Raw genomic sequence first — 24,060 nt, 5'->3', positions numbered from 1 at the left:
GAACCCTCGCACGGTAGGCGCTCGCGTCGTCGCGCTGGGGGCAGAAAGAACGGTCGATGCGAGTAGGAGGATGCCGGGACCGCCATGGTGCGCGCCCGCGCGGACGACGCTCGTCCGTCACGCCCTTCACGTCGCGACCCTTCGCGCGAACCTGACCAAGCGACCCACCACGTCGTGATGGCAGCCCGCCGGCCGCAACCAGGGCGCATCCCCATCCGCTGCTAGCACCTTGCGGCGTGCTCCTACGTCCTGCACCCGCGTCGCGCCCGACGCTGAGATTTCTCCCTAAACCTAACCCCTGGAGCCCCACGATGCCCACCACCAAACGAGCCGAACCCGACGCCTGCAGCCTGCTGGATGCGGATCATCGCAATGTCAAGAAGCTGTTCAAGGCCTATGAAGATCTGACCCGCTCCAAGGCCGCCAGCGCGTCGCAGCAGAAGCGCGAGCTGGCCAACGAGATTTGCGCCGAGCTGACCGTGCACGCGCAGATCGAGGAAGAGATCTTCTATCCGGCCCTGCGCGGGGCCTTCAAGGAAACCGACCTTATCGACGAGGCCGCGGTCGAGCATGCGAGCGCCAAGGACCTGATCGCCCAGATTGAGGCGGCCGCGGACGTCGATGACATGTTCGACGCCAAGGTCACGGTGCTGGGCGAATACATCGACCACCACGTCAAGGAAGAACGCAACGAGATCTTCGTGAAGGCGCGCGCCGCGCGCGGCCTGGACCTCGTGACCATGCGCGAGACGCTGGCCGCCCGCAAGGAAGAACTGATGGGCGAACTGCAGGGCGAGACCGCCTGATCTGAAAAACGTGGGGTTGGCAGCGGCACCGCCACTCCTTTGGCGGGCCTCAATGCCGAGCGCGCAATCCACACGGGTCCAGTACCCGGCCTTCCTCGAGCCTGTCCTCGCGTTGATGCGCGCTGCACCACGCGGCGGACGCGAAGACCGCCGCTGCAACGCGCTGCGCCGCAGCGAGATCGCGCCCCAATGGCTCGCGCCGCCCGGGCCGCGCGTCGCGACGCGTTGCGGAGGTCCTGCGCACCCGCGGACCTATCGCTCGTCGGCCAGGCCCGGCTCGCCCGCCTCCTGCGGCGACGCCGCGCGATCCTTCAGCACGCCGTTGACCTCGGCGCCGAAGATCAATGTCGCCGCGCTGATGTACAGGAACACCAAGGTCGCCACCACCCCCGCGAAGCTGCCGTAGACCAAGGCCAGCTTACCGGCGCTGCGCAGCGTGTAGGACAGCGTGGCCGCCGCCGCAACCCAGAGCGCCGCGCCAATCACGGCACCGGGAATCACCGTGGCCAGCCGCTGGCGAATATCCGGCAACCAGGCATAGAGCAGCGCGTACAGCAGACTCAGCACCAGGAACGCCGAGCCGTAACGCACGCCGTTGTGAAGCCACAGGCCCTCCGGTCCCTTGCCCACGCTCGCCTCCACCATCCGCCACACGACCGGCATGATGATCACGGAGCTGAACACGACCAGGACGCCGGCGCCCACGATCACCGTGAACAGGGTGACCTTGACACGCGCCTTCCAGAACGCAAGGCCGCGCTCGATGCCATACGAACGGTTCAGGGCCGTGCGCACGGCCTGCAGCCCCGAGGATGCGGTCCACAGCGTGGCGATGATCCCGATTGTCAGCAGCGCCTGGCTGCGTTGCGCCAGGACCTGGTCGATGACCGGCTGCAGCGCATCGCGCACCACCTGAGGCGCGTACTCCATGACACGGCTGGCCAGTGCCGCCGCATCGCCGGGCTGCCCGAAGAAGCCGGCCGCGGCGGACACCAGAAGCAGCAGCGGAAACATCGCCAGCACCGACGAGAACGCCAGGCTGCCCGCCTGGTTCGCGCTCTGGTGCAGGATGTAGCTGCGCAGGGCCAGCAGGAGGACGCCCAGCCCCGGCGTGGCGAGCGCGGCGTGCCGCACGCGTCCCCACCACGCGGAGGCGAGTCCGTTCATGGCCCGGAAAACTGGAGGGTGCCGCCCGCCGCTGCACGGCACGCGCGCGGGGGGCAGCGGGTGCCGACCACGGAGCGGGCGCTCGCGAGCGTCGAGCGCTTCGCTGCGGAGGTTCGCCAGGAGCCCCTGGGTCCCCCCGTGCCGTTGCCGGGGGCGGCTTGCGGGTCCGACAACGTCATGCGGGAGGTCGCATCAATCCTTGAGGTCTGCAGGCACCTTCCCGCCGTTGGCGGCGACCTTGGTCATGACCTGCCGGTGAAGCCAAATATTCATGGCGGCCGAATCGTTCATGTCTCCCGAATAGTGGAGTTCCTGGGCCAGTTCCTTGCGCGCGGTCAAGGAACTGTCGAGTCCCAATAGCTTCATCAAGTCCACGATCGAGGTCCTCCAGTTGAGCTTTTCGCTCGACTTGGCCGCCAGGCCATTCAGCATGCCTTCCACGTCGACCTCGCTCATGGCCGCAGGCGGCGCCGAGGCCGTGGCCGCGCCCCCTGCGGGAGCCGCTGCACCGGTGCCGGCGGTGGTCGGTGGCGCGTTGCCCGCCGCCGGGGCGTTGGCTGCATGGGAGGACGGAAAGATCTTCCCGAGGATGTTGCTGAGAATGCCCATGATGTTCTCCGTCGATGAAAAGGAGCAGCGTGCACCGCGCGGCGGCTGCGCGCTGTCGGACTTCGCCGCCAGGACAAGCGCACGATCGCCTAGGCCCTGCAATGCTTCGCCCGCAGGCCGCCTCTGCTCTGCCGCCGATCGCTCGCTGTCAGCCAGGCGCCTACACACACTGCGATGCGCAAGCCGCTTGCCTGTTGCGTGGGCATCGCAATGGAACCCAGGCCCCATGCGGGCGCGCGCTGTTTGAAGAGGGGTTATCCACAGAGTCATTCACAGTTGACGGGGACAAGCCAGGCCTTGACTTTTGCGGACAACCCGAGAAGAAATCGATCAGCAGTCGCTTCGGCAATGTCCTTTGGGGCGCCTCGGACGCTTCACTTCTCCACACCCCCGAAGCGCCAGGGCATTCCGCAAACACGAGGAAGCCGGGTGGCGCGGGCAAAAAAATGATGCAGGATCTCGCCTACACGGGCCACAAGGCGAAGTGCCGCCTTGGTGTCCCCGGAACTAGCCGCGCAGACCGCCGAAGCCGAAGGGCCCGTGCGCGCCGCGCGTGTCTTCCGAGGAATCCGCCTCCGGGGCCGACGGCGGCGCCGCTTCGGCGGGCGCTGACACGGCGTGGGCATCGGAGCGCCGGGGACCGGACTCGAGATCGCCCACCAGGCGTTGAAGCACCCACAGGCCGGCCGCCATCGCCTCCCGGTAGGTGTTGGAAGTCTTCTTGGCCGCTTCGATCTGCACCCAGCGTGGCGGCTTGGCCCGATGCTCGATCAAGATCCATCGAAACGTGCCGTCCCGGGCTTCGTCGACGTAGACGGCAATGCGGCGGATCGGGGCAGGAGGCATTGAGGAACTCTACAACGCGGCGCCGCAGCTGCGGCGGCGCCGCTGCGTTCACGCCGCCTTGCGCTTCGCGGCCGCGGTCTTGCGCGCGGCGGCCTTCGGCGGCGCCTTTCGCGCAGGGGCCTTCGAGGACTTGCCGCCCTTGAGGCTGCGAGAGAGAAGCTCGGTCAGGTCGATGATCTCCGCGCCTTCCGACGGCGCCTCTTCTTCCGGCTGGATCACCGTCTCTGTGTCGCCCGCCTTCACCTTCTTGTCCACCAGCTTCATGATCTCGTGCTTGAACTCGTCCTTGAAGTCACTGGCATTCCAGTCGCCGGACATGTCCTTCACAAGCTGCTCGGCCATCTTCATCTCGGCCGCGCTGATTTTTGCGCCTTTGACACCGGCGGCGGGCAGATCCAGGCCCTCGAGGGACTTCACGTCATCACCCCAGCGAAGCAGGTTCAGGACCAGCGCCTTGTCGCTGGGCACGAGCGCGGCCAGATGTTGCTTGGTGGCAATCACCACCTTGGCCAGGCCGATCTTGCCGGTCTTGTGGAGCACTTCCCGCAGCAGCGCATAGACCTTCTGCCCACGATTGATCGGCGCCACGTAGTAGGGCCGCTCCAGGTAGACGAAGGGGATCGCGTTCGCATCGACGAAGCGCTGGATCTCGATGGTCTGCGTCGTGCGCGGATACACCGCCTCGATTTCGTCGGGCGAGATCACGACGTACTTTCCGTCCTCGTACTCGACCCCCTTCACGATGTGGTCCTTGTCGATCTCCTTGCCGGTCTTCTTGTTGATGCGCTTGTAGCCGACCGGGTCCATGGTCCGCTGGTCCAGCCAGTCGAAATCGACCCCCTCTTCCGTGGTGGCGGTGTGGAGGCCGACGGGAATGTGGACCAGGCCGAACGTGATCGCGCCCTTCCAGAGCGTCCTGCTGCCTGTGGCCATCTCACTTCTTTCCGAGGTGCTCGGCGATCTGGTCGACCGAGACGCCGACCTCGGCCACCGCCTTGCGCAGGTCTTCCTCCGTCACGCCGAAGCGCTGGGTCCAGTAGCGGACCTCGTGAGACTCGTTGATGTTGATGCGGCTGCGGTCCTGTACCCCGCGGTTGCCCAAGTCGTCTGCCATGTCGTTCTCCTGTGATGAATGATCCGGTGGCGGGCGTTGACTGGCGGGCCTGAGCCAACGTCCGAATCCGCGGTGCCTACGCCTTGGCGCGCGCGGCGTTTCGCAAGTCGCGAATCTGGTCGTGATTCTTCTGCGCGCCCTCCGCCTGGCGCTCGACGACGCTGCGCACGTCGGCCGGCAGGTTCTGCTTGAGCGCCTTGCGATACCGCGCGACGGCGGTGTCTTCCCCGCGTTCGCAGGATTCGAGGATCGCCAGCTCGCTGTCCGCGCCGAGGGAGCCCTTGACGTGCACCCAGCCGCGATGCAGCGCGCCGGCGGCGGTGCCGCCCTCGGCCGGCTTGCCGCCATAGGAGGCGATCAGTGTTAGCAGTTCGCGCTCGGCCTGGCGGCATCCGTCGGCACGGCTCAGGAACAGCTGCTTGGCTGGCGCGGACTCGACTTCTTCGGCACAGGCCTGGAAGCCGTAGCTGCCGTCGCGGGTGTTCTCGAGCAGGTCGTTCAGGACGTCGACCACCTCGTCGTTGCTCAGGGGCGTGGTGTCTTGGTTGTCTGTCATGGTCAAAGTCCTTTCGAGGGCCCCCTTGTCAAAAGGGTACAGGCCGGGTGGAGAACCCGAGCCGTGGCTCGGGGCTGGGATCACTGTCGCCGCGACCCGGGTGTTCGGCCGTCAGCCGGAGGATTTGCTCCGTGTAGGGATTGACGGGCGAAGCAGACAACGGCAACGGCGGACGGCGCCGACCTCGAAGTCCGCGCGAGCCTACATGCCGCCGCACGGCGCCGCGCTAGGGTGGAGCCGTTGTCCATCCACGCACCCCCGGAGGCTCCATGTCATCGAACGACACCCCCATCGCGCCGAATTCCACCGGCCCCAGTAGCATCGACCTGAACTCCGATGCGTCGATCGCCGAGTGGGCGCGCAAGCTCGACGTGACCGAGGCCCAACTCAGGGAGGCCGTCGAGGCCGTGGGCGACCGGGCCACGGACGTCGAGCTGCACCTCAAGGGCGCGCGCAGCACCACGAACGAAGAGCAGGTTCGCGGCGCCGGAACCTGAGCTTCCGGCCACGGCGCAGGGGCGCCGGTTCGTGTCAGCGCTTCGCGGGATCCCGCTTCGCGGCCTCGGTCTGCGCGGCATCGGTGCCGCTATCGGGCGTGCCCGGAAAGCCCGACGCCTTGTCGGCCTCACGGCCCATCCGGCTGCCCGCCGCGGGATCGTCCTGGCCTATGGCGCGGTTTTGTTCGATGTTGCGACCGGACGCATCGCCTCGGTCGCCGAGTCTCGCTTCGTGCTCGCCCAGCGGGGTGGGCGGCGCCGGTCGTTGAGTGTCGTTCATGACGCTTTTCCTTGTCAGGTTGGAGAGGTTCTACAGCTTCCCCCACGGCGGCGCCGGAATCCGGCCGTCCGCGACAGCGCCTTCGCGTAGGCGTTCTTCGGATCTTCCGGTTACCACAGTCACGCACGCACTGGCGCGCGCTGAAGACGTGCTTTGCGGCAAGCACCTACATGCAACAGCTGCAGCAAGGTGTAGCTTGCCTGTGACAAGGACACCCCGAGTTCAATCATGGCCCCGGCCCCTTTTGTGCTGTATGGAGCGCCAGGCTCCGGCGCCACGCCGGTGCATGCCGCCCTGATGCTGATCGGTGCCCCCGTCAAGGTGGTGGACGTCGCGCCCTGGCAGGGAGAAAACGAGCGTGCGAGGCTGCAGCCGATCAATCCGATGCGCCAGGTCCCGGTGCTGGTCCTTCCGTCCGGCGAGATCATGACCGAAAGCGCCGCGATGCTGATCTGGCTGGCCGATCGCTACCCCCACGCGAAGCTCGGGCCGCGGTTCGACGATCCTGAGCGAGCGCAGTACCTGCGATGGATGCACTTCGTCTCCTCCTCGATCTACGCGCTGTACTGGATCCGCGACGAGCCGTCCCGGCTCGCCGACACGCCGAAGGACGAAGCGCTCGTCCGCGAGCGAACCGCCGAAAGGATTGCGGAATGCTGGCGCTGCATGGACGCGCAGATGCCCCGTCGCGGCCGCTACCTGCTCGGTGACCATCTGACGGCGTTGGATCTCTATGTCACCGTCATTTCGCGCTGGCAGCCCCGGCGGCTGCGCTTCTACCGCGAAGCGCCACGCATGGCGGAGGTGGTGCGGCGCGTGGACAACGAGCCTCGCCTGCTCGAGCATTGGGCGGCGCGCTATCCGTTTGCTGGTGCGTGGGAAAGCGAGGGACCCTGACCATGCGGGACCTTGTCGTCATCGGCGGCTCGCTCGCTGGGCTCAGGAGGCTGTGCGGGCTCATCGATCAACTGCCTTCGACATTTCAGGCGCCGATCCTGGCCGTGGTCCACGCCTCACCCGACCGCTCCGCGTCGCCCGTCAAGCTGCTCGGGGCCTGCACCTCGCTGCCGGTGACATATGGCGCCGAGGGCGCGAATCCCGTGGCGGGGCGGGTCTACCTCGCCCCTGGGAATCAGGACCTGATCGTGCGATCACCCGGGGTGCTCGGCCTGGCCGCCGCCGGTCGGTCCGGCCCTTCAACCTCCCCCTCCGCCTCCGACCGTTTGTTCGAGTCTGCGGCCCGCGCCTGCGGGCCACGGGTGATCGGCGTGCTTCTGGCCGGCGGCGACGTCGAGGGCCTGGACGGACTGCGCGCCATCAATGCAGCCGGTGGGATCGGGGTGTTCGAAGCCGCGGAGGACGCTGAGGAAGCCGTGCATGCGCGTACCCGGTCGCGCGCGGGGGGCGGCGGCCGCCATTTTCCGGAGGCGCAGTACTGCCTGCCGCTCGACGACATCGCGGAGCTGCTGCGCCAGTTGGTCGACGGCGTGGACGTTACGCCCGCGTAGGTCGCCCCGAGCGCTGCGCGCGCAATCGCAAGCATCGCGGCCGACCAAGGTTGCGTTGAGTCGCAACCCATGGGCACCCCTTGAACGCTTTCCTTCGTGCACATGCTCCAAATGCCTACGCCGGAGGAGGGGCCCCACGCGAAACTGCGTTCGCCGTTGGACCAAGGAAGGATGCGCGCTTGCCCTGCACAAACCCATATTGCAATCTCGATGCTGATTCGAGGAACCCTCCAGAGCATGCGTGAGGCACACGAATTCGAATTCTTCCGCGCCGGAGGCGTGGAGCAGGTCCTGATCCGCAGCGGCGCCGACATTGCACACATCGGTGAACTCGACCAGAAACTCTGGGTCGCCCTCGCCTGCCCGACCCGCGGCATCGAGTTCGACAGGCGCACGCTCGACTTCATCGACACGGACCACGACCTGCGCATCCGGCCGCCCGAGCTGATCGCGGCGTGCGAGTGGGCATGCGCCCACCTGCACAGCCCCGAGGAACTGATGGAGGGCGGCGACGGCATCGCGCTGAGCGCGTTGCGCCAACCCGCGGGCGAAGACGACGCACTGGCGGACGAAGCGCGCTACGTGCTGCGTCTGCTGCAGAAGGAAGACGCGAGCGTCATCACCCTCGACGATGTCATGCGACGCACCGGCATGCTCGCTGCCATGCGCTTCAACGGCGACGGCATCGTCACACCCGAGACCGCCACCGAGGAAAGCGTTCGCTGCACGTTGCGCAGCATCGCGCAGACCCATGGCAGCACGCGGGACTGCAACGGCCGCGACGGCGTCGACAAGGAGCGCGCACAGGCCTTCTTCGCCGAAGCCGAAGCCATGCGGCTCTGGCAGGCGGGAGACGGCACGGCCTGCGGCAGCGCGGCCATGCTGGAGGCGGCCGAGGCCGTGGGTGCGGTGCGCGAGAAGGTCGAAGACTTCTTCACCCGCTGCCGCCTCGCGGCCTACGACAGCCAGGCCGCCGCGGCGCTCAATGCTTCGCACGAGACCTTTCTGGCGCTGGGCGGGCAGGAGCTCACGCTCGACCACGAGCGCATCGCCGCGCTGCCGCTGGCACCCATCGGCCCGGGAAGGCCGCTGCCGCTGCGCGCGGGCGTCAACCCCGCGTGGTCCGAGGCGCTGGCAACGCTGCAGCTCAAGGCCATCGCGCCGCTGCTCGGCGACGCATCGGTCGACCAGATCGACGAGTCCGCGTGGAACGAGCTTCAGCGCCGAGTCGCGTCCTGCCAGGCCTGGCTTGCGCAAAAGCCGGCGTCGCCCCTGTCGCATCTGGACGGCCCGGCGCTCTCGGCACTGCTCGAGGCACAGGGGGCGGTGATGGCGCTCATCGAAGAGGACGAACGGGCCGCGCCGCACAACGCGCGCTTGCGGGACCTGGAAAAGCTGCTGCGGCTGAAGCGCGACCTGCGGCGCCTGCTTGAGAACTTCGTGTCGTTCAAGGCCTTCTATCACCGCGAGGGCGCCATCTTCCAGGCGGGGACGCTCTACCTCGACAGTCGCAGCTGCGACCTCACGGTGCGGGTGGATGACGTCAAGCAGCACGCAGCACTGGCGGGGCTGGCCAAGACTTGCCTGGCCTACTGCGAATGCCGGCGCGGGAACGAAAGGATGCACATCGTCGCCGCCTTCACCGCAGGCGATGTCGACTTCCTCTTATCGGGCCGCAATTGCGTTTTCTACGATCGACAGGGCCACGACTGGGACGCCACGATCACGCGGCTGATCGAGAACCCAACCAGCGTCACCCAGGCCTTCTTCTCGCCCTACAAGAAGTTCGTCCGCCTGATCGAGGAACAGGTCGCCAAGCGCGCCGCCGTCAGCGAGGCCGGAGCCCAGGGAGCGCTGAGTTCGCTGGCAAGCAGCCTCGGGACCGCCGACAAGGCCATCACCCCCGCTGCGGCAGCGGGGCGACTGCCCGGCAGCCGCATCGACGTCGGCACGGTGGCGGCGATCGGGGTCGCGATGGGCAGCATCAGTGCCGTGCTCGTGGCGCTGTTCAGCAAGTTCATCGATCTCGGTCAGTGGATTCCGATCGCGCTGGGCGGCATTGTCATCGCGATCTCCGGTCCGAGCATGCTGATCGCGTGGCTGAAGCTGCGTCAGCGCAGCCTGGGGCCGATCCTGGATGCCAGCGGCTGGGCCATCAATGGGCGCATGAAGGTCAATGTGCGACTCGGCGCCTCGCTGTCCAGGACCGCGCACATCCCGCGGCATGCGATAAGGCTGTTGCGCGACCCTTTTGCCGAACGCCGAGGCATGGCGCGCCCGCTCGCGGCGGCCTTGACGCTGGCCGCGGTGGTTGCCGCGCTGGCGTGGCAACTGGATCTGCTCGATCGGGAATTACCGCGCGCGCTGCAACACACGCGGTCGATGCCGGGAAACTGACATGGAGGCGACCCGTCCAGTGGCTGCGTTGCGCGGTGCTGGGCGGGTGGCCCACCGTCGCTGGGCCGGCGCCCGACCGCCGCGAGAAGCGGATTACTGCGGCGTGCCTGTCTTTTCCTTCGGGTTCGTCGGCACGTCCGGCCGCTCACCCTTCACGCCGGCCTGCGGCTTCAGCTCGTTCTTGGTCGGCTTCACTTCGGCCCGGCTCATGGCGCCCGTGGGCTGCGGCGCGTTGGGCTGGTTGTTGGTCATGGTGGAAGGCTCCCCCTTGGGGACCACCGTGTTCGCGGGACTCTTGTTTTCCGCGCGCGCTTCCGACTTCACCGCTTCGCGCGACGCGGGATTGCTGCCGTCGGGACGCTGCGTCGGATTCGCGACGCCCGCGGGGGTCTTGGTGCTCGCCTGTCCGCCCTTGGCAGGATCGGGGGCCGCGGGCACGGCGGTGGTCTGTGCAAGGCCGGCGTTGGATAGAGTCAAGAAAACGGCCGCTGTTGCGGTGATGAGTTTCAGCTTCATGTTGTCTCCAATGCGTTGAAAAGCTTCCAATCTAGGAACTTTGCAGCCGAAACGTGTGGGGAATGCGCAGCGCTGCCTGTAGGTCAGCGCTCTCGCTGCCTCATCGCTCGGGGTGCGGCTTCTCGACCTTGTGCGCCTGCGCGCAGGCGGGAGGCCGCGGCCGTTCACCCGTTGCTCGTGAAGCGCTCGCCTGCGCGTCCTGTTGCCTGAGCCACTCCGCGGCCGAGGGTTGCCGCAGCGCTTCGTCTCTGGACAGCGTCTGGATGGTGTGGACGAGTTCGTCGCGCCGCGTCATGCGGCCCACTTGTACAGGGAGGACTTCTTCGACTTGTAGGCCCGGCGCGGGACGCAGGGTTCCGGCTTGCCTACACCGCGTGCCTCAGGACCGGTCCAGGATCGCTCGCACCTTGGCCGCCAGGTCAATGAGCTCGAACGGCTTCGTCATGAGGTCCATGCGGGGTGCCAGGTGTCCGTCGCCGATGACGGCGTTCTCGGCGTAGCCCGTGATGAACAGCACCTTGAGCGCCGGCCGGGTCGTGCGGACCGCATCGGCCACCTGCCGGCCGTTCATGCCGCCGGGCAGGCCCACATCGGTGATCAGCAGGTCCACGCGGCACCTCCCGTCAATCAGGCGCATGCCTTCGGCACCGGTGCCTGCTGCGAGCACCTCGTAGCCCGCTTCGCTCAGCACATCGGACACCAGCATCCGAATGGCGGGCTCGTCATCGATGAGCACGATGGTCTCGCCGTTTCCACCCTCGGAGACCGGCAACGCCACCGCGGGCGGCGCAGCCGCCATGCTTTCCGCGAAACTCGGCAGGTAAAGGCACACGGTGGTGCCTTGCGCGACCGCCGAGGCGATGCGGACCTGGCCGCCCGACTGGCGCACGAAGCCGTACACCATGGACAGGCCCAGACCCGTGCCCTGCCCGATCGGCTTGGTCGTGAAGAACGGATCGAATGCGCGCTGAATCACCTCCGGGGTCATGCCCGAGCCGGTGTCCGTCACGCTCAGGCCGATGTACTCGCCGGGCTTCAGGTCGTGCTCGCGCGCTTCGCGCTCATCCATCGACTGGTTGGCGGTCTCGATCCTCAGGCGCCCTCCGCGCGGCGCCATCGCATCGCGTGCATTGATGCACAGATTGAGCAGCGCACTTTCCAGTTGCGACGAATCGATTTTCGTGACCCGCAGGCCTGCGGCGCCAAACACCTCCACACTGACGTCCGGACCCACGCTGCGACGGATCAGGTCTTCCATGCCCGCAATGAGCTGGTTGACGTCCGTCGGCCTCGGGTCGAGCGCCTGACGGCGCGAGAACGCCAGCAGGCGGTGGGTGAGCGACGCGGCACGCCGCACGGCGCCTTCGGCCGTGTCCACGTAGCGCGTGAGACGCTCCGAGTCGTTGGGCAATTGATGCTTGATGAGTGTCAGGCTGCCCCCGATGGCGGCCAGCAGGTTGTTGAAGTCGTGCGCCAGGCCGCCGGTGAGCTGTCCCACCGCTTCCATCTTCTGCGCCTGACGCAAGGCTTCCTCGGCCTTGAGCAACTGGCCCGTGCGTTCCTGCACCCGTTGCTCCAGCACGAGGTTGAGATCGGACAGCGCCATCTGCGTTTCCTTCTGGTCCTGGATGTCGCTGTTGGAGCCGATCCAGCGAACCACCCGCCCATCGGTGACCAACGGAACCGCCCGCCCGATGTGCCATCGATAGGCCCCGTCATGGCGCCGCAGCCGAAACTCCGTCTGATAGGTCTGCGCGCTGGCGAGCGCCCTGCCCCAGCGCTCGCGGGTCTCCGGCAGATCCTCCGGGTGGACGATCGCCGCCCAGCCGTGTTGCTCGAGCTCGCCCGGGGGCGTGCCCGCATAGGCATGGACCGTGTCGTTGACCCAGTCGAGCCTGCCCGCCGCCGAGGCCGTCCAGACCTGGTTGGGCAACGCGCGCGCCAGCGTCCTGAAATTCTGTTCGCTGGCCCTCACTCCGGCCTCCGCCGCCACGCGTTCCACATGCGCCCATGAACGCTCGGTCACTTCGCGAATCAGCGCGATCTCGCTGTCGGTCCAGCTTCGAGGCTGCCTGTCATGGACGGCCATCAAGGCCTTGAGCCTTCCGAGCTTCACCAGCGGCATGCAGATCGTGGCCGTGATCCCGATCGCCTGGAAGGTGGCCGCCTCATGCGGCGCGATCTCTTGCGTGTTGTCGTTGATCACCAGCGGCAGCCCGGCGCGCAGCCGATCGACCGCGAGGCTGCCGAAGTCCTGGAGGCGGTAACGTCCCACGATGGTCGTCAGGCCCGGGGCGACCCAGTCGCCCCGGATCGTGAAGCCGTCCTCGTCCTCATCCATGTCGGCGTAGGCGCAGATCGACACCTTCATCGACTCGCCGGTCATGCGGGTGGTCAGGGCCAGCACCTCGTCGGCGTCCTGCGCGATGCCCACGGCCCGGTTGAGTTCGTCGAGGAAGCGGAAGCGCCCCTCGCTCAGGCGCAGGTCGCGCACGGCGCGCACCCGTTCGACCGCGGAGCGCGTGCGCGCAGCCACTTCGCGTGCCAATGCAACATCGAGTTCGGAGGGCTCGTGCGCATTCTCGTAGTGAACAAACATCATCGCCACGAGGCGCCGGCGTTCCATCACCGGGACGTTGATGAAGGAGCCGACGCCCACCCCGGCGAAGGCCGCCGCATGCGCGCGGGTGCGCTCGTCGCTGCCGACGTCCGCAACGACCACGGTCTGGCCCTCCTTGAGTTCTTCGACGAATCTGCCGTAGTCGCCGAAGCTGAAGGCGCCGGACAGCGCGGCGACGGCGGGCGCGTGCCATCCGTCACCGACGCGCACCGTCTCGGCGCTGGCGTCGACCGTGGCATAGCCCACCCGGTCCGCGCCCAGCGCGGCGCCCAGGGCCTCGGAGGCGCGACGCACGATGTCTTGCGGGTCGTCAAGACTGGCGAGCGCGTCGGTCAGGCCCATCAGCACTTCCCTGCGATGCTCGGAGTGCACCCGCTCCGTCACGTCCACGCCCTGCACGAAGATGCCTGTGGTGCGGCCCGCCTCATCGCTCACCGGCTGGTAGACGAAATCCAGGTAGTACTCGCGCTGCCGACCCGTCAGTTCGTCGTAGAGCACCACCTTCGCGTCCACCGCCGAGAAGGGTTCGCCCGTCTCGTACACCCGATCGAGAATCCGCGTGAAGCCCTGGCCCACCACCTCGGGCAACGCCTCCGCCACGGTGCGCCCGAGCAGCGTCCGACCGCCCACCAGGCGGTCGTAGCCCGGGTTGCTCAGACGATAGCGGTGCTCCGGACCCTCGAGCAACGCCATGAACGTGGGCGCCTGGGCGAACATCTGAGCGAGCCGGTCGCGCTCACTCGCCGCCCGCATCTGTGCCAGCACGCGCTCGGTCGTCTCGACCACGATCGCGACGACACCGCCGGGTCTGCCGTTCTCCGCGATCACGGGCGAGTAGCCCAGATCCATCCAGCCCTTCTCCATCACGCCACGGCGGTCGAGGACCAGCTCGCGATCGTGGTAGGTCAGCGTGCCGCCCGCCATCACCACCCGCATGATGTTGGCGTTGAATTCCGCCACCTCGGGCCACGCCTCGAGCACCTTGGCGCCCAGGATCTGAGGATGGCGACGGCCCGCAAATTGCGCATAGGCGTCGTTGTAGACCATGATGCCGTCGGGCCCCCACAGCAGCACGATGGGAATCGGTGAATGCACCAGAAGGCCGACAGTGGTCTTCAGGCTGGGCGGCCAGTGCTCGATGGGACCGAGTGACGAGCGCCAGTCGAAGGCCCGGATGAGGGCCGCCATGCCGCTGTCGCCGTAGAGAAAGGAGTCCGCCGCCGCGCGGGACGCTTGGGAATCGGGCACGTGTCACCTGTGGCCAAGGGGAGTACTGCGCCGTGCGTGGCCCGACGGCGTGGGCCGATTCTATGTGCCTCGCGCAACCCGGTGCGCCCGCCGCAGGCGTTGGTGCGGCACGCCTTCTGGCGATGCCTGCGGTCCCTTGCGGTGCCGCGCAGTGCCTGCTAGCGCCGTTCCAGCGCCGCCACGGCCTCACTCAGCGCCTCGAGGGAGATGGGCTTGTTCAGGTGCAGATCGAAGCCCGCAGCCTTGGACTTCGCCACGTCCTCGGGTCGGCCAAAGCCCGTCAGCGCGATCGCCGGCCAGCGGCGGGCGTGTGGCAGCTGGCGCAGCCGCGCGATCAGCTCGAATCCATCCATGCCGGGCATGCCGATGTCCGAGACCACGACGTCGAAGGCGCCGCGCCGCGCCTCCTCCAGCGCCGCATGCGCGCTGTGGGCCGTCGTGACCTGGGCGCCTTCCGCGCCCAGCAGCTCGCCGAGCGTCTCGAGCGTGTGAGCGTCGTCGTCCACCAAGAGGATGCGGCGTCCTGCGAGGGCCTGGTGCGGGACCAACTGGAAGCCCGGCGCCTCGCCACCGAGCGCACTTTCGAGCAACGGCAGCCGGACCCTGAACATGGCCCCCTTGCCGGGACCTTCCGAATCCGCCTCGACGCGGCCGCCATTGCGCGTGGCGCCCTGAAGGATGGTGGCCGCGTGACTCTCGTGCTCGGGCGACAGGTGCAGCACGACCACGAAGGCCATGCCGGGCTGCTCCGGCAGTCCCTCGAGCAGCCGCAGGGCCGCCGCCATGCCACCGGCCGACGCGCCGAGGCCGACGACGGGAAACTGGAGGGAGGAGCGCCGCGGCTCGTTCCCTTCGTCCCAGTCGTTGTCGTGCCTTGCCGCCTGCGGGTGCATGCACTCTCCTGTCCTCGCAGAATTAATCTGGCGATCCACGCCGACGTGGTGCGGGTCGAGCAGATCTTCTGGAACTTGGCGAGCAATGCGCTGAAGTTCACGCCCGCGGGCGGCACGGTGCACGTGCGCCTGACCCGCGACGGCCCGTGGGCGCTGCTGGAGGTGCGCGACACGGGCCGCGGCATCGAGCCGGATTTCCTGGGGCAGGTGTTCGACATGTTCCAGCAAGGCGACCACAAGCCCTCCACGCGGCGCGAAGGGGGCATGGGCATCGGCCTGGCGCTGGTGAAGAGCCTGGTGGAGATGCAATGCGCGGGTCGCTCTGGAGTTCGTTCTGCAAGGCCACGGCCAGGGCATGGATGGCGGGAGGAGGCGATGATGCAATTGCAATGACGTGATGGCAATGGCGCGAGCAGGATGGCGGGATCGCGGCAGTCCAGAGGACCCAGCCGTCGCGGAGCGCGACGCGCCGGTCTCGCTGGTCGACAGCGCGCCCAGCGCGCGGCGCATCCGTGGCGCGAGGGGATCAAAAAGGCAAACGGGTGGTCGAGGCAAGGGACGGATCACGAACGTTTGAACCGCGCCGCCGGCGCCGGGACCTCGCGCTTCACCTTGACCCAGTCGGCGGTGCGCGAACCTGGAAGGTAGCGACTGTTCACGTGCTTGGCGACAATCCCTTCCAAGCCGAGTTCGTGGACGGCTTTGCTGAACAGGAGGTCTCCATCCTGCCCGAAGTAAGCGACCAGCAGGACGCTGGGCAACGGCGCTTCGAGCATCATCGACAGAGCTTCCTTGCGGGCGGACAGCGGCGAAGCCGTGATGTCAACGCCGTGGTAGACCAGAAGATCGAACACGGCGTAGACCACGGGGGCGGCGCCCTCGTGCCAGCGGCGCCTGCGGGCGCGATCCTGCAATCGGTCGAAGTCTGAGCGCCCCCGGTCGTCGAACACGCAGACTTCTCCATCAACCACGTAAGGGCCGCCCTTGAAGCGCGACAGCGAGCGGGCGATCTCCGGGAACCACTCGGTCGCATTGGCCCCGTTTCTCGTCTTCAGAATGCACTCACCGTTCCCGAACTCCGCCAGCAGGCGATAGCCGTCGAGCTTGATCTCGTAGATCCAGCCCGGCTCGCCGAAGGTGAAGGGCCGCTCGTCGAGCAGCATCGGCGCGAGGTCATCGAGCAAGCGGGGTTTGGGCGGCGGAGGGCGCGACATTGCCACAGGCTGCGCGTGGCGGCGGGATTGCGCTGTCAGAAGATGGCGCGAGAACGACTTCTTGCAGCTTGGGCCAGCGGCAGTGCCGAGTCACGTTAAGTCTCAGGACGTGGCCGAGCGCCCTACGAATCATAGGACTGTCGTCCGATAACGGAAGCAGCGTTCAGGCCTTAAACAGTCAGTACCGTAGCGACGAGGCTGATCCCCGCGCTCGGTTCACACCGGAGACCGTGATGACCATTCAGAATGATGCCAAGAAGGGACAGGACGAGCGCGCCTCTGTCAAATCGAACATGGAAAAGGCCACCGAGAAGGAGCCGAGTGAATTCCGAGATGAGGCGAACGAAGAGAAGCGCGTTGAAATCGGCAAGGATCTGACCAAGCATCCGATCCGCGGAATCGACCCCAAGACCTGACCTCGGGCGCGCCTTGCGGGTGACACCAACGTCCTCCCCTTACCGAGAGGGGTCAAGGTCAGCCTTCGCCCCATCCCGGGCGTCCGGGAGCGCGAGTCGTTGGGATCGCCAAGTGCAGCCGCCGCCGCCGGTTCATGAACCCTGAACGCGCATGGGACAACGCCGAACGAGAAGAGTCAGCGCTGCGGCGGGGGAGTGGGCAGGCATGAATGCCCCCGCATGGCGCGAGCCCGTCCCCTCGTGCGCCAACCGGCAAATACGATCCCGCGTGCCCGACGCAAACCCCGACGTCGCCGCCGCGTCCCCCGGAGATGCGGCGCACACGCACGCATTCCTGATGCCGGCATCCGGGCGTGCGCCGACCCCCCGCTTGAGGCGTTCAGATTCCGCGGGGCGGCTTCATCGGCAACTTCATCCAGCCGCCGGTCCAGAATTCGATGACCTGCCTCTCGAATTCGGCCTGCATGTCGGCGGCTTGACGCTGCGTCAAGGCCGCCGCCACGCCATGGGCTGTGCTCATCATGTGGTTGGCAGTGCTGAGCCACATGCTCATGAAGGGGTTGCTTGTCATCCAGGGATGGGTCATTGGGATTCCTCGATTGGGATGGGAAGGCGAAATTTCGATTCACAAGCCCACTGCAACCGTAGGACAAGCGCCGGATCCCGTGTCTGCAGAAATTGCGGCGACCGACATGTTGGCGATTGCGGACACATGGCCAGGCGACCCAGATTCTCCAAAGCGTCCGTGTCGAGTACCCGCGCCGAGGGCCGTGGCGACCGGCAAGCGATGCGGCATCGGGTTTCGGTGAAGCAGTTTTCGATGCCACACGGTCTTGCGGGATGGACGACTGCCAGCACGACGAGGGCCGATGCCGGCCGATCGCTGGAGACTCGACAAGACGTCGCGCAATAGACTCAGCGACATGCACGCCCGGCGCCAACTTCCAGATGAAAGTGGTCGGCATGCACCGCGTTGTAGTCGGGGCCGAGGACGCTGTCGAACAGCCCGCACGCGCCCTTGTGCGCCTCGCGCAGGAAGGCGGCTTCCGGTGTCAGCGCGATCGATGCGCCGGGCATCCAGTCGCGCCGGATGACGATGACGCCGCGACGGTCTGCGCGGGTGTACGCGCTCACGTCCAACGCGTCGGCCGTTGCATGCTGGCTGCGTCGGCCGGGTGCACCATCTTGCTGCTGCCGCCCGACCACCACATTGCGGCAGGCATAGCCGCCCAGGTGATCAACGCGGACGATACGCGTGCCCAACGATTCGGCGGCCGCGGGCTGGATCACATGGCGCTCCCACAACGCCAAGGCGAGCGCGGCGCGGCAGCTCAGCAGCACCGGCGTGCCCAGCATCAACTCGCGCGCGCGAGTCAGGCGTACCGTGTTGCGCAATGCGCAGCCCTCAGCTGTGGTGCGGTCGGGCACCGGCTCGAACTGCATCCCGGAGGCTTCCAGCAGCGCGAGGCAACGCGCGGGATCACGCTGCACGCGCGAGAGCTTCACGGAGGTGAGGAGGTTGGGCGCTTCGGCCGTGTCCAGTGCGGCCCCGGGGTTGTAGCGCTCGGGAATGGCAACCCAGCCCGCCTTGAGTGCCCACGCGCCGAAAAGTAGCGCCACCACGGACACGACGCTGGCAATACGGGCTGGGCTCGGCAACGAAGTCATGCACGCCCAGGGTTACTCATCGTCCAACCGGCCGATGTAGGCGCCGACCAGGTTTGCGACGCAGCTTTGGAAGGACGACAGCGACGCGCTGGCGCTGGAGCGGGGGACCTCGGCAGCAGGGGCCGGCCTTGGTTTCGAGCACGGGCGTCCCGCGTCACCTGCCAGGACACGAGCCGGTGCATGGGCCTCACGGCCGCCATCGGCTTGGAGAGCACTCGACCCGTTTGAATCGACGCACTCCGCGAGGATGTCCGTCCGCCCGCATGAAGGGCGGTACGTCGCGCGTGGCCGCGCTGGCAAGGCCCTGCGGGCACGACCGACACGCATGTGTGAATGCCACCCAGTCCACCGCCCCCAGTCAGCCAGGGGCACGTGGCCGGCCACCGCGTGTGGTTGGGCATCGTGACCCGTGCGATTCGGATGCGCGGACTGTTCCGTGGGGTGCAGAGGCGTAGAGACTGAACCCACACGTCTCGGAAGCGCCTTCCTACGTCGGAATTGCCCGGATGGGCGTGACAGTGCCCGCATGCAAAACGCCTCCCTCTCAACTGCCGCGTCGCTTCGGGCGGGGGCGCTGCCTCGGGCCGTGCGCATCGGAGAAATTGCCGGCCGCGCGGCGGCATATTCGCCGAGGTCGGCCACATCTTCGCGCGGCGGCCGTTTCACCATGCACCGCCGGAACGCTGCGGGCCTGACGGAGGACAGCGCGCCGGCGCTGCCAGGTCGCGCCAGCGCGCGATTCAGCAACCTTCGCAATCCACGCCATGTCACCTCCTCCGCAGCCTGATCCGATCGCCCCTGAAACTGCCGCGGGCGCGACCGCGCTTCTGATCGTGGACATGATCAGTTGTTGGGACTTCCCCGACGCCGACAAGCTGCTGGCCGGCGCGCGCCGCGTTGCACCGGTCATCGCCCAGCTGAAGGCGCGATGCAAGCGGGCCGGGGTTCCGGCGATCTACGCCAACGACAACCGCGGGCGCTGGCGCTCCGACTTTCCGGCGCTTGTCGGCGCGTCGCTGGCCGGCGGAGGTCCCGCTGCGGCCATCACCGGGGTCGTCGAGCCCTCGCGCGAGGACTACTTCGTGCTCAAGCCGAGCCAGTCGGCGTTTTACGGTACGCCGCTTGAGTTGCTGCTGCGCCATCTCGAAGTGAAGAGGATTGTGGTCACGGGCGTGGCGAGCGACCAGTGCGTGCTGAGCACGGTGCTGGACGCACGCATGAGATCGCTGGCAGTTGTCGTGCCCCGTGACGGCGTTGCGACCCAGTCGACGCCGCGCAATCGGGCCGTCCTGCGGCAGTTGGAGGAAGTTCACCAGGTGGCGACCACCCCGTCCGCTCGCGTCCGTCTCGCCCAAAGGACAACTTCATGAACACCCTGCCCGAGCTTCTCGGATCCAGAACACCGAGGGCGCGACCAGGCGAGCGATCCCGCTCCTTGTTTTGGATGGAACTGGCCCCGCCCCGGTGAGCAGCGGCGCTGCAGGAGGCGCCCACTCCGACGCGACCAGGCACGACATGTCACGGGTCTCGCGGGGCCCCTCACGCTCGCGCGGAAGTAGCGCGGCCCGCCCGCTGGCCCAGCAACAGGTCGACCAGCAGAAGTGCCGGACCGGCATCGCCCTCCAGCCGCGCGCCGTCCAAGTTGCCAGCCGCCTGCGCGCTGCGGAACAAGGGGTGCTCCCTGAACGCGTGATTGAGAAATTTGTCGTCGATGCGGCGCGGCAAGCGCTTGCCACTTTCGTGAAGCCTGTGCAGCACCGCAATGGCCAGTCGTTCGACCTTTGGGGACAAGATGCTCGCTCGGCAGAGACGCTGAGCGACGCCCGCCACGTAGCCCATGACCAGGATCTCGGACGCCTCGTCGACAGCGGCAACGCCTTCGTCGTCCGCCAAGCCAAGCTGGACCCCGATGGCATCAACCATGCGGGCCGCGCGCTCGCCCTCTTCTGGCAATCCGGCGGACGGCGAGGTTCCGGCGTCGAGGCAGAAGCCTTTGTTTGCAATGCAGTCTTGCAGTCCGAAGGGAAGCCCACCCCCCTTGACACGGCGCCCGTCAGTCCGGCCGAGCGTGTGATCACTTCGGTATTCGGTCGTATCACGCTCGGCGCGCTGGACCAACGAGGTCATGAACTCGACGGCCTCAGCCGGCGGCGTGTCGCAGAACTGCGCGAGTGCGATCGATGCAATGAGTTCCGACGCGTCCGCGACTTCGGTTTGGTCGCAAAGCGCGAACGCGAATCCCAAGGCGTAAGGCTCGACGGTGCTGCGGTGTCCCAGCCACAGGTTCGCGCACGTCATGTCCAGATCCCGCAACTGGGATTCAAGGGCCGATTGCAGCATGTGCGCAAACCGCAGCACCATGACGCGGTCGTGTCGCGTGAGGGGGCGGTTGCCAAGGATGGTCATCGCCGTGGCTGATTCCTCGACCCGCGCCCCTCGAAGCCAACTCTCGAGCTTGTCGAACATGAGAACCTCCGCACGGATTGTCGGCCATCCCCCAGGAGACGGTGAGCGGTCGCGTTCCGTCGCCTGCGCTGGCCGACGGGTTATTCACCTCCAGCCTGGCGGACCTCGGTGCCCTCCCAGCGCGCACCGGGGAGAGGACTGGCCCGCCTCGCGGCAGGCGACCCTGGCCCGGTCTGCAGCCCAAGGCGGCAGCGCAGGTAGCAGGATCGAGGTGACTGCGTCAGGCACGTCGCCCTTGGTTGTCAGCCGTCCTGTGCCGTCCCCGGCGCCGCCAGCTTGCGATGCTGCTCCGCCGTCACCTGGGACGGCAGGATCTTGGCCATCGCGACCTGCAGCTTGTTCTTCAAGCCGGCCACGACATCGGCTTCTCCGTCCTGCATCGCCTTGAATCCGATCTGGGCCACCTCGGCCGGGTCCATCTTCTCCTCGGTACCAACCTTCGTGTCAAGCAGTCGGCGCGCGCGAAGAACTCGGTGTCCGTGGCGTCGCGCATCAGGCAGGTCACCGTGACGCCGCTGTCCTTCAGCTCGTTGCGCAAGGCCGCCGCGAACGAGTCGACAAAGGCCTTGGTGCCGTTGTACACCGCCTGGAAACTGCCGGGCATGAAGCCGGGGATCGAACCCGTCACCAAGATCTTTCCCCGGCCCTCGGCCTGCATGCGGCCCCCCAGCTTGTGCAGCAGGTACAGCGTGCCCGTGATGTTGGTGTCGATCACGTGCTGCAGTTCGTCGAAGTCTGCGCCAGGAAACTCTTGCCCAGCCCATGGCCGGCGATCAGGGCGTCGATGCGGCGAGCCGTGACGGCCGAGACGAGCTGGCGACGCCGGCGCGCCCGGCGAGGTCGACTTGCAGCGTGTCTCGCGCCATCGCGCGAACAGTGGCCAAACTGGAACGACACGGTGCGGACTCATCGGCCCCGTGCGGATTCAAAGGTGGGAAGACTCCTACTCCATCCGCGACGCAAGACCGACAGTCGCTGCGCACGCGGGTCGGGAAGCTGCCTGCTTCGAAAGAGGGGCCCAAGAAAGAGCGGGGGTCCAAGGAGAATCCATGCAAGCGCTGACCTACCAGGGTTCCAAGAACGTTCGCGTCGAGACCGTGACCGACCCCGTGTTGATGGCCGAGGACGACATCCTGCTGCGCGTCACCGCGACGGCCATCTGCGGGTCGGATCGGCACATCTACCGCGGCAAGATTCCGATGATGAAAGACGGCGACATCCTCGGCCATGAATTCATGGGGGTGGTGGAGGACGCCGGCCGCGGTGTCACCGGCCTCCAGCGCGCTGACCGGGTCGTGATCCCATTCGTGATCGCCCGCGGATCCTGCTTTTATTGCAGCAAGACCCTGTTTGCGAGCTGCGAGGCCACCAACCCCGGGCGCGGCGCCATCATCAACAAGAAGTCGTCCACGCCCGGCGCCGGCCTCTTCGGCTACAGCCACCTCTACGGTGGCGATCCCGGCGGAAAGGCCGAGTTTGTTCGTGTCCCGAAGGCCAACGTGGGCCCGCTCAAGATTCCCGATGCGCTCAGCGACGAACAGGTGCTGTTCCTGTCGGACATCCTGCCCACGGGCTACCAGGCGGCCGTCAACGCGCAGCTCGGCCCGGGCTCCAGCGTCGCGATCTTCGGCGCCGGCCCCGTCGGCCTGATGAGCGCGGCGTGCGCCCGGTTCCTGGGCGCCGAGCAGATCTTCATGATCGATCACCATGACGATCGCCTCGCCTTCGCCAGCGCGACCTATGGGGCAGTCCCCATCAATTTCGACAAGGACGACGATCCGGCCGAGACCATCCCGAAGGCCACCGGAGGCCACGGCGTCGATGCCACGATCGACGCGGTCGAGTTCGAAGCCAAGGGCAGTGCGCTGGAAACGGCGCTGACCGCCGTGAAGCTTGAAGGCTCCAGCGGCAAGGCACTGCGCCAATGCATTGCGGCGACGCGGCGCGGCGGCGTGGTGAGCGTGCCGGGCGTCTACGCGGGCTTCATCCATGGCTTCCTGTTCGGCGACGCTTTTGAGAAAGGGCTCATCTTCAAGATGGGACAGACCCACGCGCAGCGCTACATGCCAGTGCTCCTCGAACACATCGGCAACGGCAGGCTGAAGGCGGAGGTCATCATCACCCACCGCATGCGGCTCGCGGATGCAGCGCGAGGCTATGAGATCTTCGAGAAGAAGGAAGAGGACTGCCGCAAGGTCGTCCTCACACCATGAGGGCCGGACGGGCGACGGCCAGCCGTCATAGACGCGCGGCTGCGCGCGCGGTCGCGCCACGTCTTGCTGGCATTGCGCCCCGATCGTCTGAATCCGCCCGTCACCCCGGAAAGGCAGGCCCCTGATGTCAACTCCCAGCGAAGCCGCGGACGATGGCCTCGGCTCGATGCCGACCACCAACACGCCCGTCTACGCCAATCGCTCCGCCCTCCTGACGGCCTTCGACCGCTTTGCGTCACGCGTGACGCGGTGGGCCGGCTCTCCTCTGGCGTTTGCGCTGGCCCTCGCATCCGTCGTGGTCTGGGCCGCGCTCGGGCACTTTTTTGGCTACTCGGAGAACTGGCAACTCGTGATCAACACCGGCACCACGATCGTGACGTTCCTGATGGTGTTCATGATCCAGCAGAGCCAGAACAAGGACAGCGTCGCCTTGCACCTGAAGCTCAACGAGTTGCTCGCTGCCACCAAGCAGGCAAGCAACCGCATGATCGGTATCGAGGACCTGGACGAGCAGGACCTGCGGGAGGTGGCCGAGTTCTACGTGCGCCTGGCCGCACGCGCCAAGAGCGGGGGCAAGGGCAAGGAGACCCATTCCATCGATGAAGAGGGCATGCCCACCGACCGCAAGCCCGAGGCCGCTCAGGCGCACGTGGCGACGGCGCAGAGGGCTTCCGCAGCCTGACTGACCACGCTGGCGAGCAGGCCCGTGCGCGCTTGGGCATTCTGTCACCTCTCGAGGCAGAACGCGAAGAACTCCTCGAACAGACGGCAGCGGTCGCACGGTTCGTGAGTTCGACAAGTCGCTGGTGCGGCTCGCGCTCGCGGCACCACGTCACCACAGCCCGCCCGCAGCCTTGGGGCCAGGCGCAGATCGATCACTGCCAGATCCCGACCCCTTGGGTGTTGCGCCTCGCTGCTCGGAACGGCAACAGCGTCCACGCGGGCCGATCTGAAACTCCGACACGCGGGGATCTGATGATTTCGAGGATCGGAGTTGTCTTGCACCACGAAGATTGACGGTCCGCC

The 24,060-nt window shown here is 67.2% G+C and carries 26 protein-coding genes; 10 read left to right on the top strand and 16 right to left on the bottom strand.

What is annotated here, in order from left to right:
* Positions 1-311: 311 nt before the first annotated feature.
* A complete protein-coding gene (locus tag QTH97_RS28115; protein ID WP_286571821.1) occupies positions 312-806 on the top strand; it encodes a hemerythrin domain-containing protein in 495 nt (164 codons plus the stop codon).
* Positions 807-1,058: 252 nt separating this feature from the next.
* Here the strand turns inward: QTH97_RS28115 and QTH97_RS28110 are convergent, their stop codons facing one another.
* The 6 genes from QTH97_RS28110 to QTH97_RS28085 form a co-directional block, all read right to left on the bottom strand.
* Complete coding sequence (locus tag QTH97_RS28110; protein WP_286571820.1) at positions 1,059-1,973, bottom strand: YihY/virulence factor BrkB family protein; 915 nt, start codon at positions 1,971-1,973, stop codon at positions 1,059-1,061.
* 192 nt (positions 1,974-2,165) lie between these two features.
* A complete protein-coding gene (locus QTH97_RS28105; RefSeq protein WP_286571819.1) occupies positions 2,166-2,582 on the bottom strand; it encodes a DUF3597 domain-containing protein in 417 nt (138 codons plus the stop codon).
* 507 nt (positions 2,583-3,089) lie between these two features.
* The gene (locus tag QTH97_RS28100; protein WP_286571818.1) at positions 3,090-3,428 is read right to left on the bottom strand and encodes a hypothetical protein; all 339 of its coding nucleotides are present in this window, start codon (positions 3,426-3,428) and stop codon (positions 3,090-3,092) included.
* Positions 3,429-3,476: 48 nt separating this feature from the next.
* The gene (gene ku / locus QTH97_RS28095) at positions 3,477-4,361 is read right to left on the bottom strand and encodes a non-homologous end joining protein Ku (RefSeq protein WP_286571817.1); all 885 of its coding nucleotides are present in this window, start codon (positions 4,359-4,361) and stop codon (positions 3,477-3,479) included.
* A gap of 1 nt (position 4,362) precedes the next feature.
* Complete coding sequence (locus QTH97_RS28090; protein WP_286571816.1) at positions 4,363-4,542, bottom strand: DUF3606 domain-containing protein; 180 nt, start codon at positions 4,540-4,542, stop codon at positions 4,363-4,365.
* 76 nt (positions 4,543-4,618) lie between these two features.
* Positions 4,619-5,098, bottom strand: a complete 480-nt coding sequence (locus tag QTH97_RS28085) for a ferritin-like domain-containing protein (RefSeq protein ID WP_286571815.1) — start codon at positions 5,096-5,098, stop codon at positions 4,619-4,621.
* Positions 5,099-5,367: 269 nt separating this feature from the next.
* Between QTH97_RS28085 and QTH97_RS28080 the strand changes: the two genes are divergently transcribed.
* Positions 5,368-5,595 carry a DUF3606 domain-containing protein gene (locus QTH97_RS28080; protein ID WP_286571814.1) on the top strand — a complete coding sequence of 76 codons (228 nt, stop codon included), beginning with the start codon at positions 5,368-5,370 and terminating at the stop codon, positions 5,593-5,595.
* Positions 5,596-5,629: 34 nt separating this feature from the next.
* On the opposite strand, the gene QTH97_RS28075 is transcribed toward QTH97_RS28080, so the two are convergent.
* Entirely contained in the window at positions 5,630-5,875 is a 246-nt protein-coding gene (locus QTH97_RS28075) for a hypothetical protein (RefSeq protein ID WP_286571813.1), read from the bottom strand.
* A gap of 228 nt (positions 5,876-6,103) precedes the next feature.
* Between QTH97_RS28075 and QTH97_RS28070 the strand changes: the two genes are divergently transcribed.
* The 3 genes from QTH97_RS28070 (at position 6,104) to QTH97_RS28060 (ending at position 9,780) form a co-directional block, all read left to right on the top strand.
* On the top strand, positions 6,104-6,772 hold the full coding sequence (locus QTH97_RS28070) for a glutathione S-transferase family protein (RefSeq protein ID WP_286571812.1): 669 nt from the start codon (positions 6,104-6,106) through the stop codon (positions 6,770-6,772).
* Positions 6,773-6,774: 2 nt separating this feature from the next.
* Positions 6,775-7,383, top strand: coding sequence for a chemotaxis protein CheB (locus QTH97_RS28065; protein ID WP_286571811.1), 609 nt, complete (start codon positions 6,775-6,777; stop codon positions 7,381-7,383).
* 237 nt (positions 7,384-7,620) lie between these two features.
* Positions 7,621-9,780 carry a hypothetical protein gene (locus QTH97_RS28060; RefSeq protein ID WP_286571810.1) on the top strand — a complete coding sequence of 720 codons (2,160 nt, stop codon included), beginning with the start codon at positions 7,621-7,623 and terminating at the stop codon, positions 9,778-9,780.
* Between the two features lie 93 nt (positions 9,781-9,873).
* Here the strand turns inward: QTH97_RS28060 and QTH97_RS28055 are convergent, their stop codons facing one another.
* The 4 genes from QTH97_RS28055 to QTH97_RS28040 all read right to left on the bottom strand — a co-directional run bounded on the left by QTH97_RS28055 (position 9,874) and on the right by QTH97_RS28040 (position 15,057).
* Entirely contained in the window at positions 9,874-10,296 is a 423-nt protein-coding gene (locus tag QTH97_RS28055; RefSeq protein WP_286571809.1) for a serine/threonine protein kinase, read from the bottom strand.
* Positions 10,297-10,396: 100 nt separating this feature from the next.
* Positions 10,397-10,591, bottom strand: coding sequence for a hypothetical protein (locus QTH97_RS28050; protein WP_286571808.1), 195 nt, complete (start codon positions 10,589-10,591; stop codon positions 10,397-10,399).
* 84 nt (positions 10,592-10,675) lie between these two features.
* The gene (locus tag QTH97_RS28045; RefSeq protein WP_353655663.1) at positions 10,676-14,164 is read right to left on the bottom strand and encodes a PAS domain-containing protein; all 3,489 of its coding nucleotides are present in this window, start codon (positions 14,162-14,164) and stop codon (positions 10,676-10,678) included.
* Positions 14,165-14,322: 158 nt separating this feature from the next.
* Complete coding sequence (locus tag QTH97_RS28040) at positions 14,323-15,057, bottom strand: response regulator (protein WP_286571807.1); 735 nt, start codon at positions 15,055-15,057, stop codon at positions 14,323-14,325.
* 45 nt (positions 15,058-15,102) lie between these two features.
* Here QTH97_RS28040 and QTH97_RS28035 point away from each other — a divergent pair, with 45 nt between their 5' ends.
* On the top strand, positions 15,103-15,450 hold the full coding sequence (locus QTH97_RS28035; protein WP_286571806.1) for a sensor histidine kinase: 348 nt from the start codon (positions 15,103-15,105) through the stop codon (positions 15,448-15,450).
* A 170-nt stretch (positions 15,451-15,620) separates the two neighbouring features.
* On the opposite strand, the gene QTH97_RS28030 is transcribed toward QTH97_RS28035, so the two are convergent.
* Positions 15,621-16,241, bottom strand: coding sequence for an ATP-dependent DNA ligase (locus tag QTH97_RS28030; protein WP_286571805.1), 621 nt, complete (start codon positions 16,239-16,241; stop codon positions 15,621-15,623).
* Between the two features lie 260 nt (positions 16,242-16,501).
* Here QTH97_RS28030 and QTH97_RS28025 point away from each other — a divergent pair, with 260 nt between their 5' ends.
* The gene (locus QTH97_RS28025; RefSeq protein ID WP_286571804.1) at positions 16,502-16,687 is read left to right on the top strand and encodes a hypothetical protein; all 186 of its coding nucleotides are present in this window, start codon (positions 16,502-16,504) and stop codon (positions 16,685-16,687) included.
* Between the two features lie 379 nt (positions 16,688-17,066).
* Here QTH97_RS28025 and QTH97_RS28020 read toward each other — a convergent pair whose 3' ends face one another.
* Together QTH97_RS28020 and QTH97_RS28015 are read right to left on the bottom strand one after the other, a co-directional pair.
* On the bottom strand, positions 17,067-17,273 hold the full coding sequence (locus QTH97_RS28020) for a hypothetical protein (protein ID WP_286571803.1): 207 nt from the start codon (positions 17,271-17,273) through the stop codon (positions 17,067-17,069).
* A 329-nt stretch (positions 17,274-17,602) separates the two neighbouring features.
* On the bottom strand, positions 17,603-18,355 hold the full coding sequence (locus tag QTH97_RS28015; RefSeq protein ID WP_286571802.1) for an extensin-like domain-containing protein: 753 nt from the start codon (positions 18,353-18,355) through the stop codon (positions 17,603-17,605).
* 764 nt (positions 18,356-19,119) lie between these two features.
* On the opposite strand from QTH97_RS28015, the gene QTH97_RS28010 reads away from it, so the two are divergent.
* Entirely contained in the window at positions 19,120-19,725 is a 606-nt protein-coding gene (locus QTH97_RS28010) for a cysteine hydrolase family protein (RefSeq protein ID WP_286571801.1), read from the top strand.
* A gap of 169 nt (positions 19,726-19,894) precedes the next feature.
* On the opposite strand, the gene QTH97_RS28005 is transcribed toward QTH97_RS28010, so the two are convergent.
* The gene (locus tag QTH97_RS28005; RefSeq protein WP_286571800.1) at positions 19,895-20,821 is read right to left on the bottom strand and encodes a hypothetical protein; all 927 of its coding nucleotides are present in this window, start codon (positions 20,819-20,821) and stop codon (positions 19,895-19,897) included.
* A gap of 343 nt (positions 20,822-21,164) precedes the next feature.
* Positions 21,165-21,536: an SDR family NAD(P)-dependent oxidoreductase gene (locus QTH97_RS28000; protein WP_286571798.1), complete on the bottom strand. Its 372-nt coding sequence runs from the start codon at positions 21,534-21,536 to the stop codon at positions 21,165-21,167.
* 334 nt (positions 21,537-21,870) lie between these two features.
* Here QTH97_RS28000 and QTH97_RS27995 point away from each other — a divergent pair, with 334 nt between their 5' ends.
* Together QTH97_RS27995 and QTH97_RS27990 are read left to right on the top strand one after the other, a co-directional pair.
* The gene (locus QTH97_RS27995; RefSeq protein ID WP_286571797.1) at positions 21,871-23,034 is read left to right on the top strand and encodes a zinc-dependent alcohol dehydrogenase; all 1,164 of its coding nucleotides are present in this window, start codon (positions 21,871-21,873) and stop codon (positions 23,032-23,034) included.
* Positions 23,035-23,158: 124 nt separating this feature from the next.
* Positions 23,159-23,716 carry a low affinity iron permease family protein gene (locus QTH97_RS27990; protein ID WP_286571796.1) on the top strand — a complete coding sequence of 186 codons (558 nt, stop codon included), beginning with the start codon at positions 23,159-23,161 and terminating at the stop codon, positions 23,714-23,716.
* The last annotated feature ends 344 nt before the right edge of the window (positions 23,717-24,060 follow it).

The organism is Variovorax gracilis (assembly GCF_030317115.1).
Lineage (GTDB): Bacteria > Pseudomonadota > Gammaproteobacteria > Burkholderiales > Burkholderiaceae_C > Variovorax > Variovorax gracilis.
This window is presented reverse-complemented; position numbering and strand designations above follow the sequence as displayed.

Excerpts from the sequence above, each read along its gene's own strand:
- ku (WP_286571817.1), bottom strand. The coding sequence starts at position 4,361 with ATGGCCACAGGCAGCAGGACGCTCTGGAAGGGCGCGATCACGTTCGGC.
- QTH97_RS28005 (WP_286571800.1), bottom strand. The coding sequence starts at position 20,821 with ATGTTCGACAAGCTCGAGAGTTGGCTTCGAGGGGCGCGGGTCGAGGAA.
- QTH97_RS28115 (WP_286571821.1), top strand. The coding sequence starts at position 312 with ATGCCCACCACCAAACGAGCCGAACCCGACGCCTGCAGCCTGCTGGAT.
- QTH97_RS28085 (WP_286571815.1), bottom strand. The coding sequence starts at position 5,098 with ATGACAGACAACCAAGACACCACGCCCCTGAGCAACGACGAGGTGGTC.
- QTH97_RS28015 (WP_286571802.1), bottom strand. The coding sequence starts at position 18,355 with ATGACTTCGTTGCCGAGCCCAGCCCGTATTGCCAGCGTCGTGTCCGTG.
- QTH97_RS28065 (WP_286571811.1), top strand. The coding sequence starts at position 6,775 with ATGCGGGACCTTGTCGTCATCGGCGGCTCGCTCGCTGGGCTCAGGAGG.
- QTH97_RS28100 (WP_286571818.1), bottom strand. The coding sequence starts at position 3,428 with ATGCCTCCTGCCCCGATCCGCCGCATTGCCGTCTACGTCGACGAAGCC.
- QTH97_RS27995 (WP_286571797.1), top strand. The coding sequence starts at position 21,871 with ATGCAAGCGCTGACCTACCAGGGTTCCAAGAACGTTCGCGTCGAGACC.
- QTH97_RS28020 (WP_286571803.1), bottom strand. The coding sequence starts at position 17,273 with ATGACCCATCCCTGGATGACAAGCAACCCCTTCATGAGCATGTGGCTC.
- QTH97_RS28060 (WP_286571810.1), top strand. The coding sequence starts at position 7,621 with ATGCGTGAGGCACACGAATTCGAATTCTTCCGCGCCGGAGGCGTGGAG.
- QTH97_RS27990 (WP_286571796.1), top strand. The coding sequence starts at position 23,159 with ATGTCAACTCCCAGCGAAGCCGCGGACGATGGCCTCGGCTCGATGCCG.
- QTH97_RS28110 (WP_286571820.1), bottom strand. The coding sequence starts at position 1,973 with ATGAACGGACTCGCCTCCGCGTGGTGGGGACGCGTGCGGCACGCCGCG.
- QTH97_RS28090 (WP_286571816.1), bottom strand. The coding sequence starts at position 4,542 with ATGGCAGACGACTTGGGCAACCGCGGGGTACAGGACCGCAGCCGCATC.
- QTH97_RS28075 (WP_286571813.1), bottom strand. The coding sequence starts at position 5,875 with ATGAACGACACTCAACGACCGGCGCCGCCCACCCCGCTGGGCGAGCAC.
- QTH97_RS28050 (WP_286571808.1), bottom strand. The coding sequence starts at position 10,591 with ATGACGCGGCGCGACGAACTCGTCCACACCATCCAGACGCTGTCCAGA.
- QTH97_RS28010 (WP_286571801.1), top strand. The coding sequence starts at position 19,120 with ATGTCACCTCCTCCGCAGCCTGATCCGATCGCCCCTGAAACTGCCGCG.
- QTH97_RS28040 (WP_286571807.1), bottom strand. The coding sequence starts at position 15,057 with ATGCACCCGCAGGCGGCAAGGCACGACAACGACTGGGACGAAGGGAAC.
- QTH97_RS28055 (WP_286571809.1), bottom strand. The coding sequence starts at position 10,296 with ATGAAGCTGAAACTCATCACCGCAACAGCGGCCGTTTTCTTGACTCTA.
- QTH97_RS28080 (WP_286571814.1), top strand. The coding sequence starts at position 5,368 with ATGTCATCGAACGACACCCCCATCGCGCCGAATTCCACCGGCCCCAGT.
- QTH97_RS28105 (WP_286571819.1), bottom strand. The coding sequence starts at position 2,582 with ATGGGCATTCTCAGCAACATCCTCGGGAAGATCTTTCCGTCCTCCCAT.
- QTH97_RS28070 (WP_286571812.1), top strand. The coding sequence starts at position 6,104 with ATGGCCCCGGCCCCTTTTGTGCTGTATGGAGCGCCAGGCTCCGGCGCC.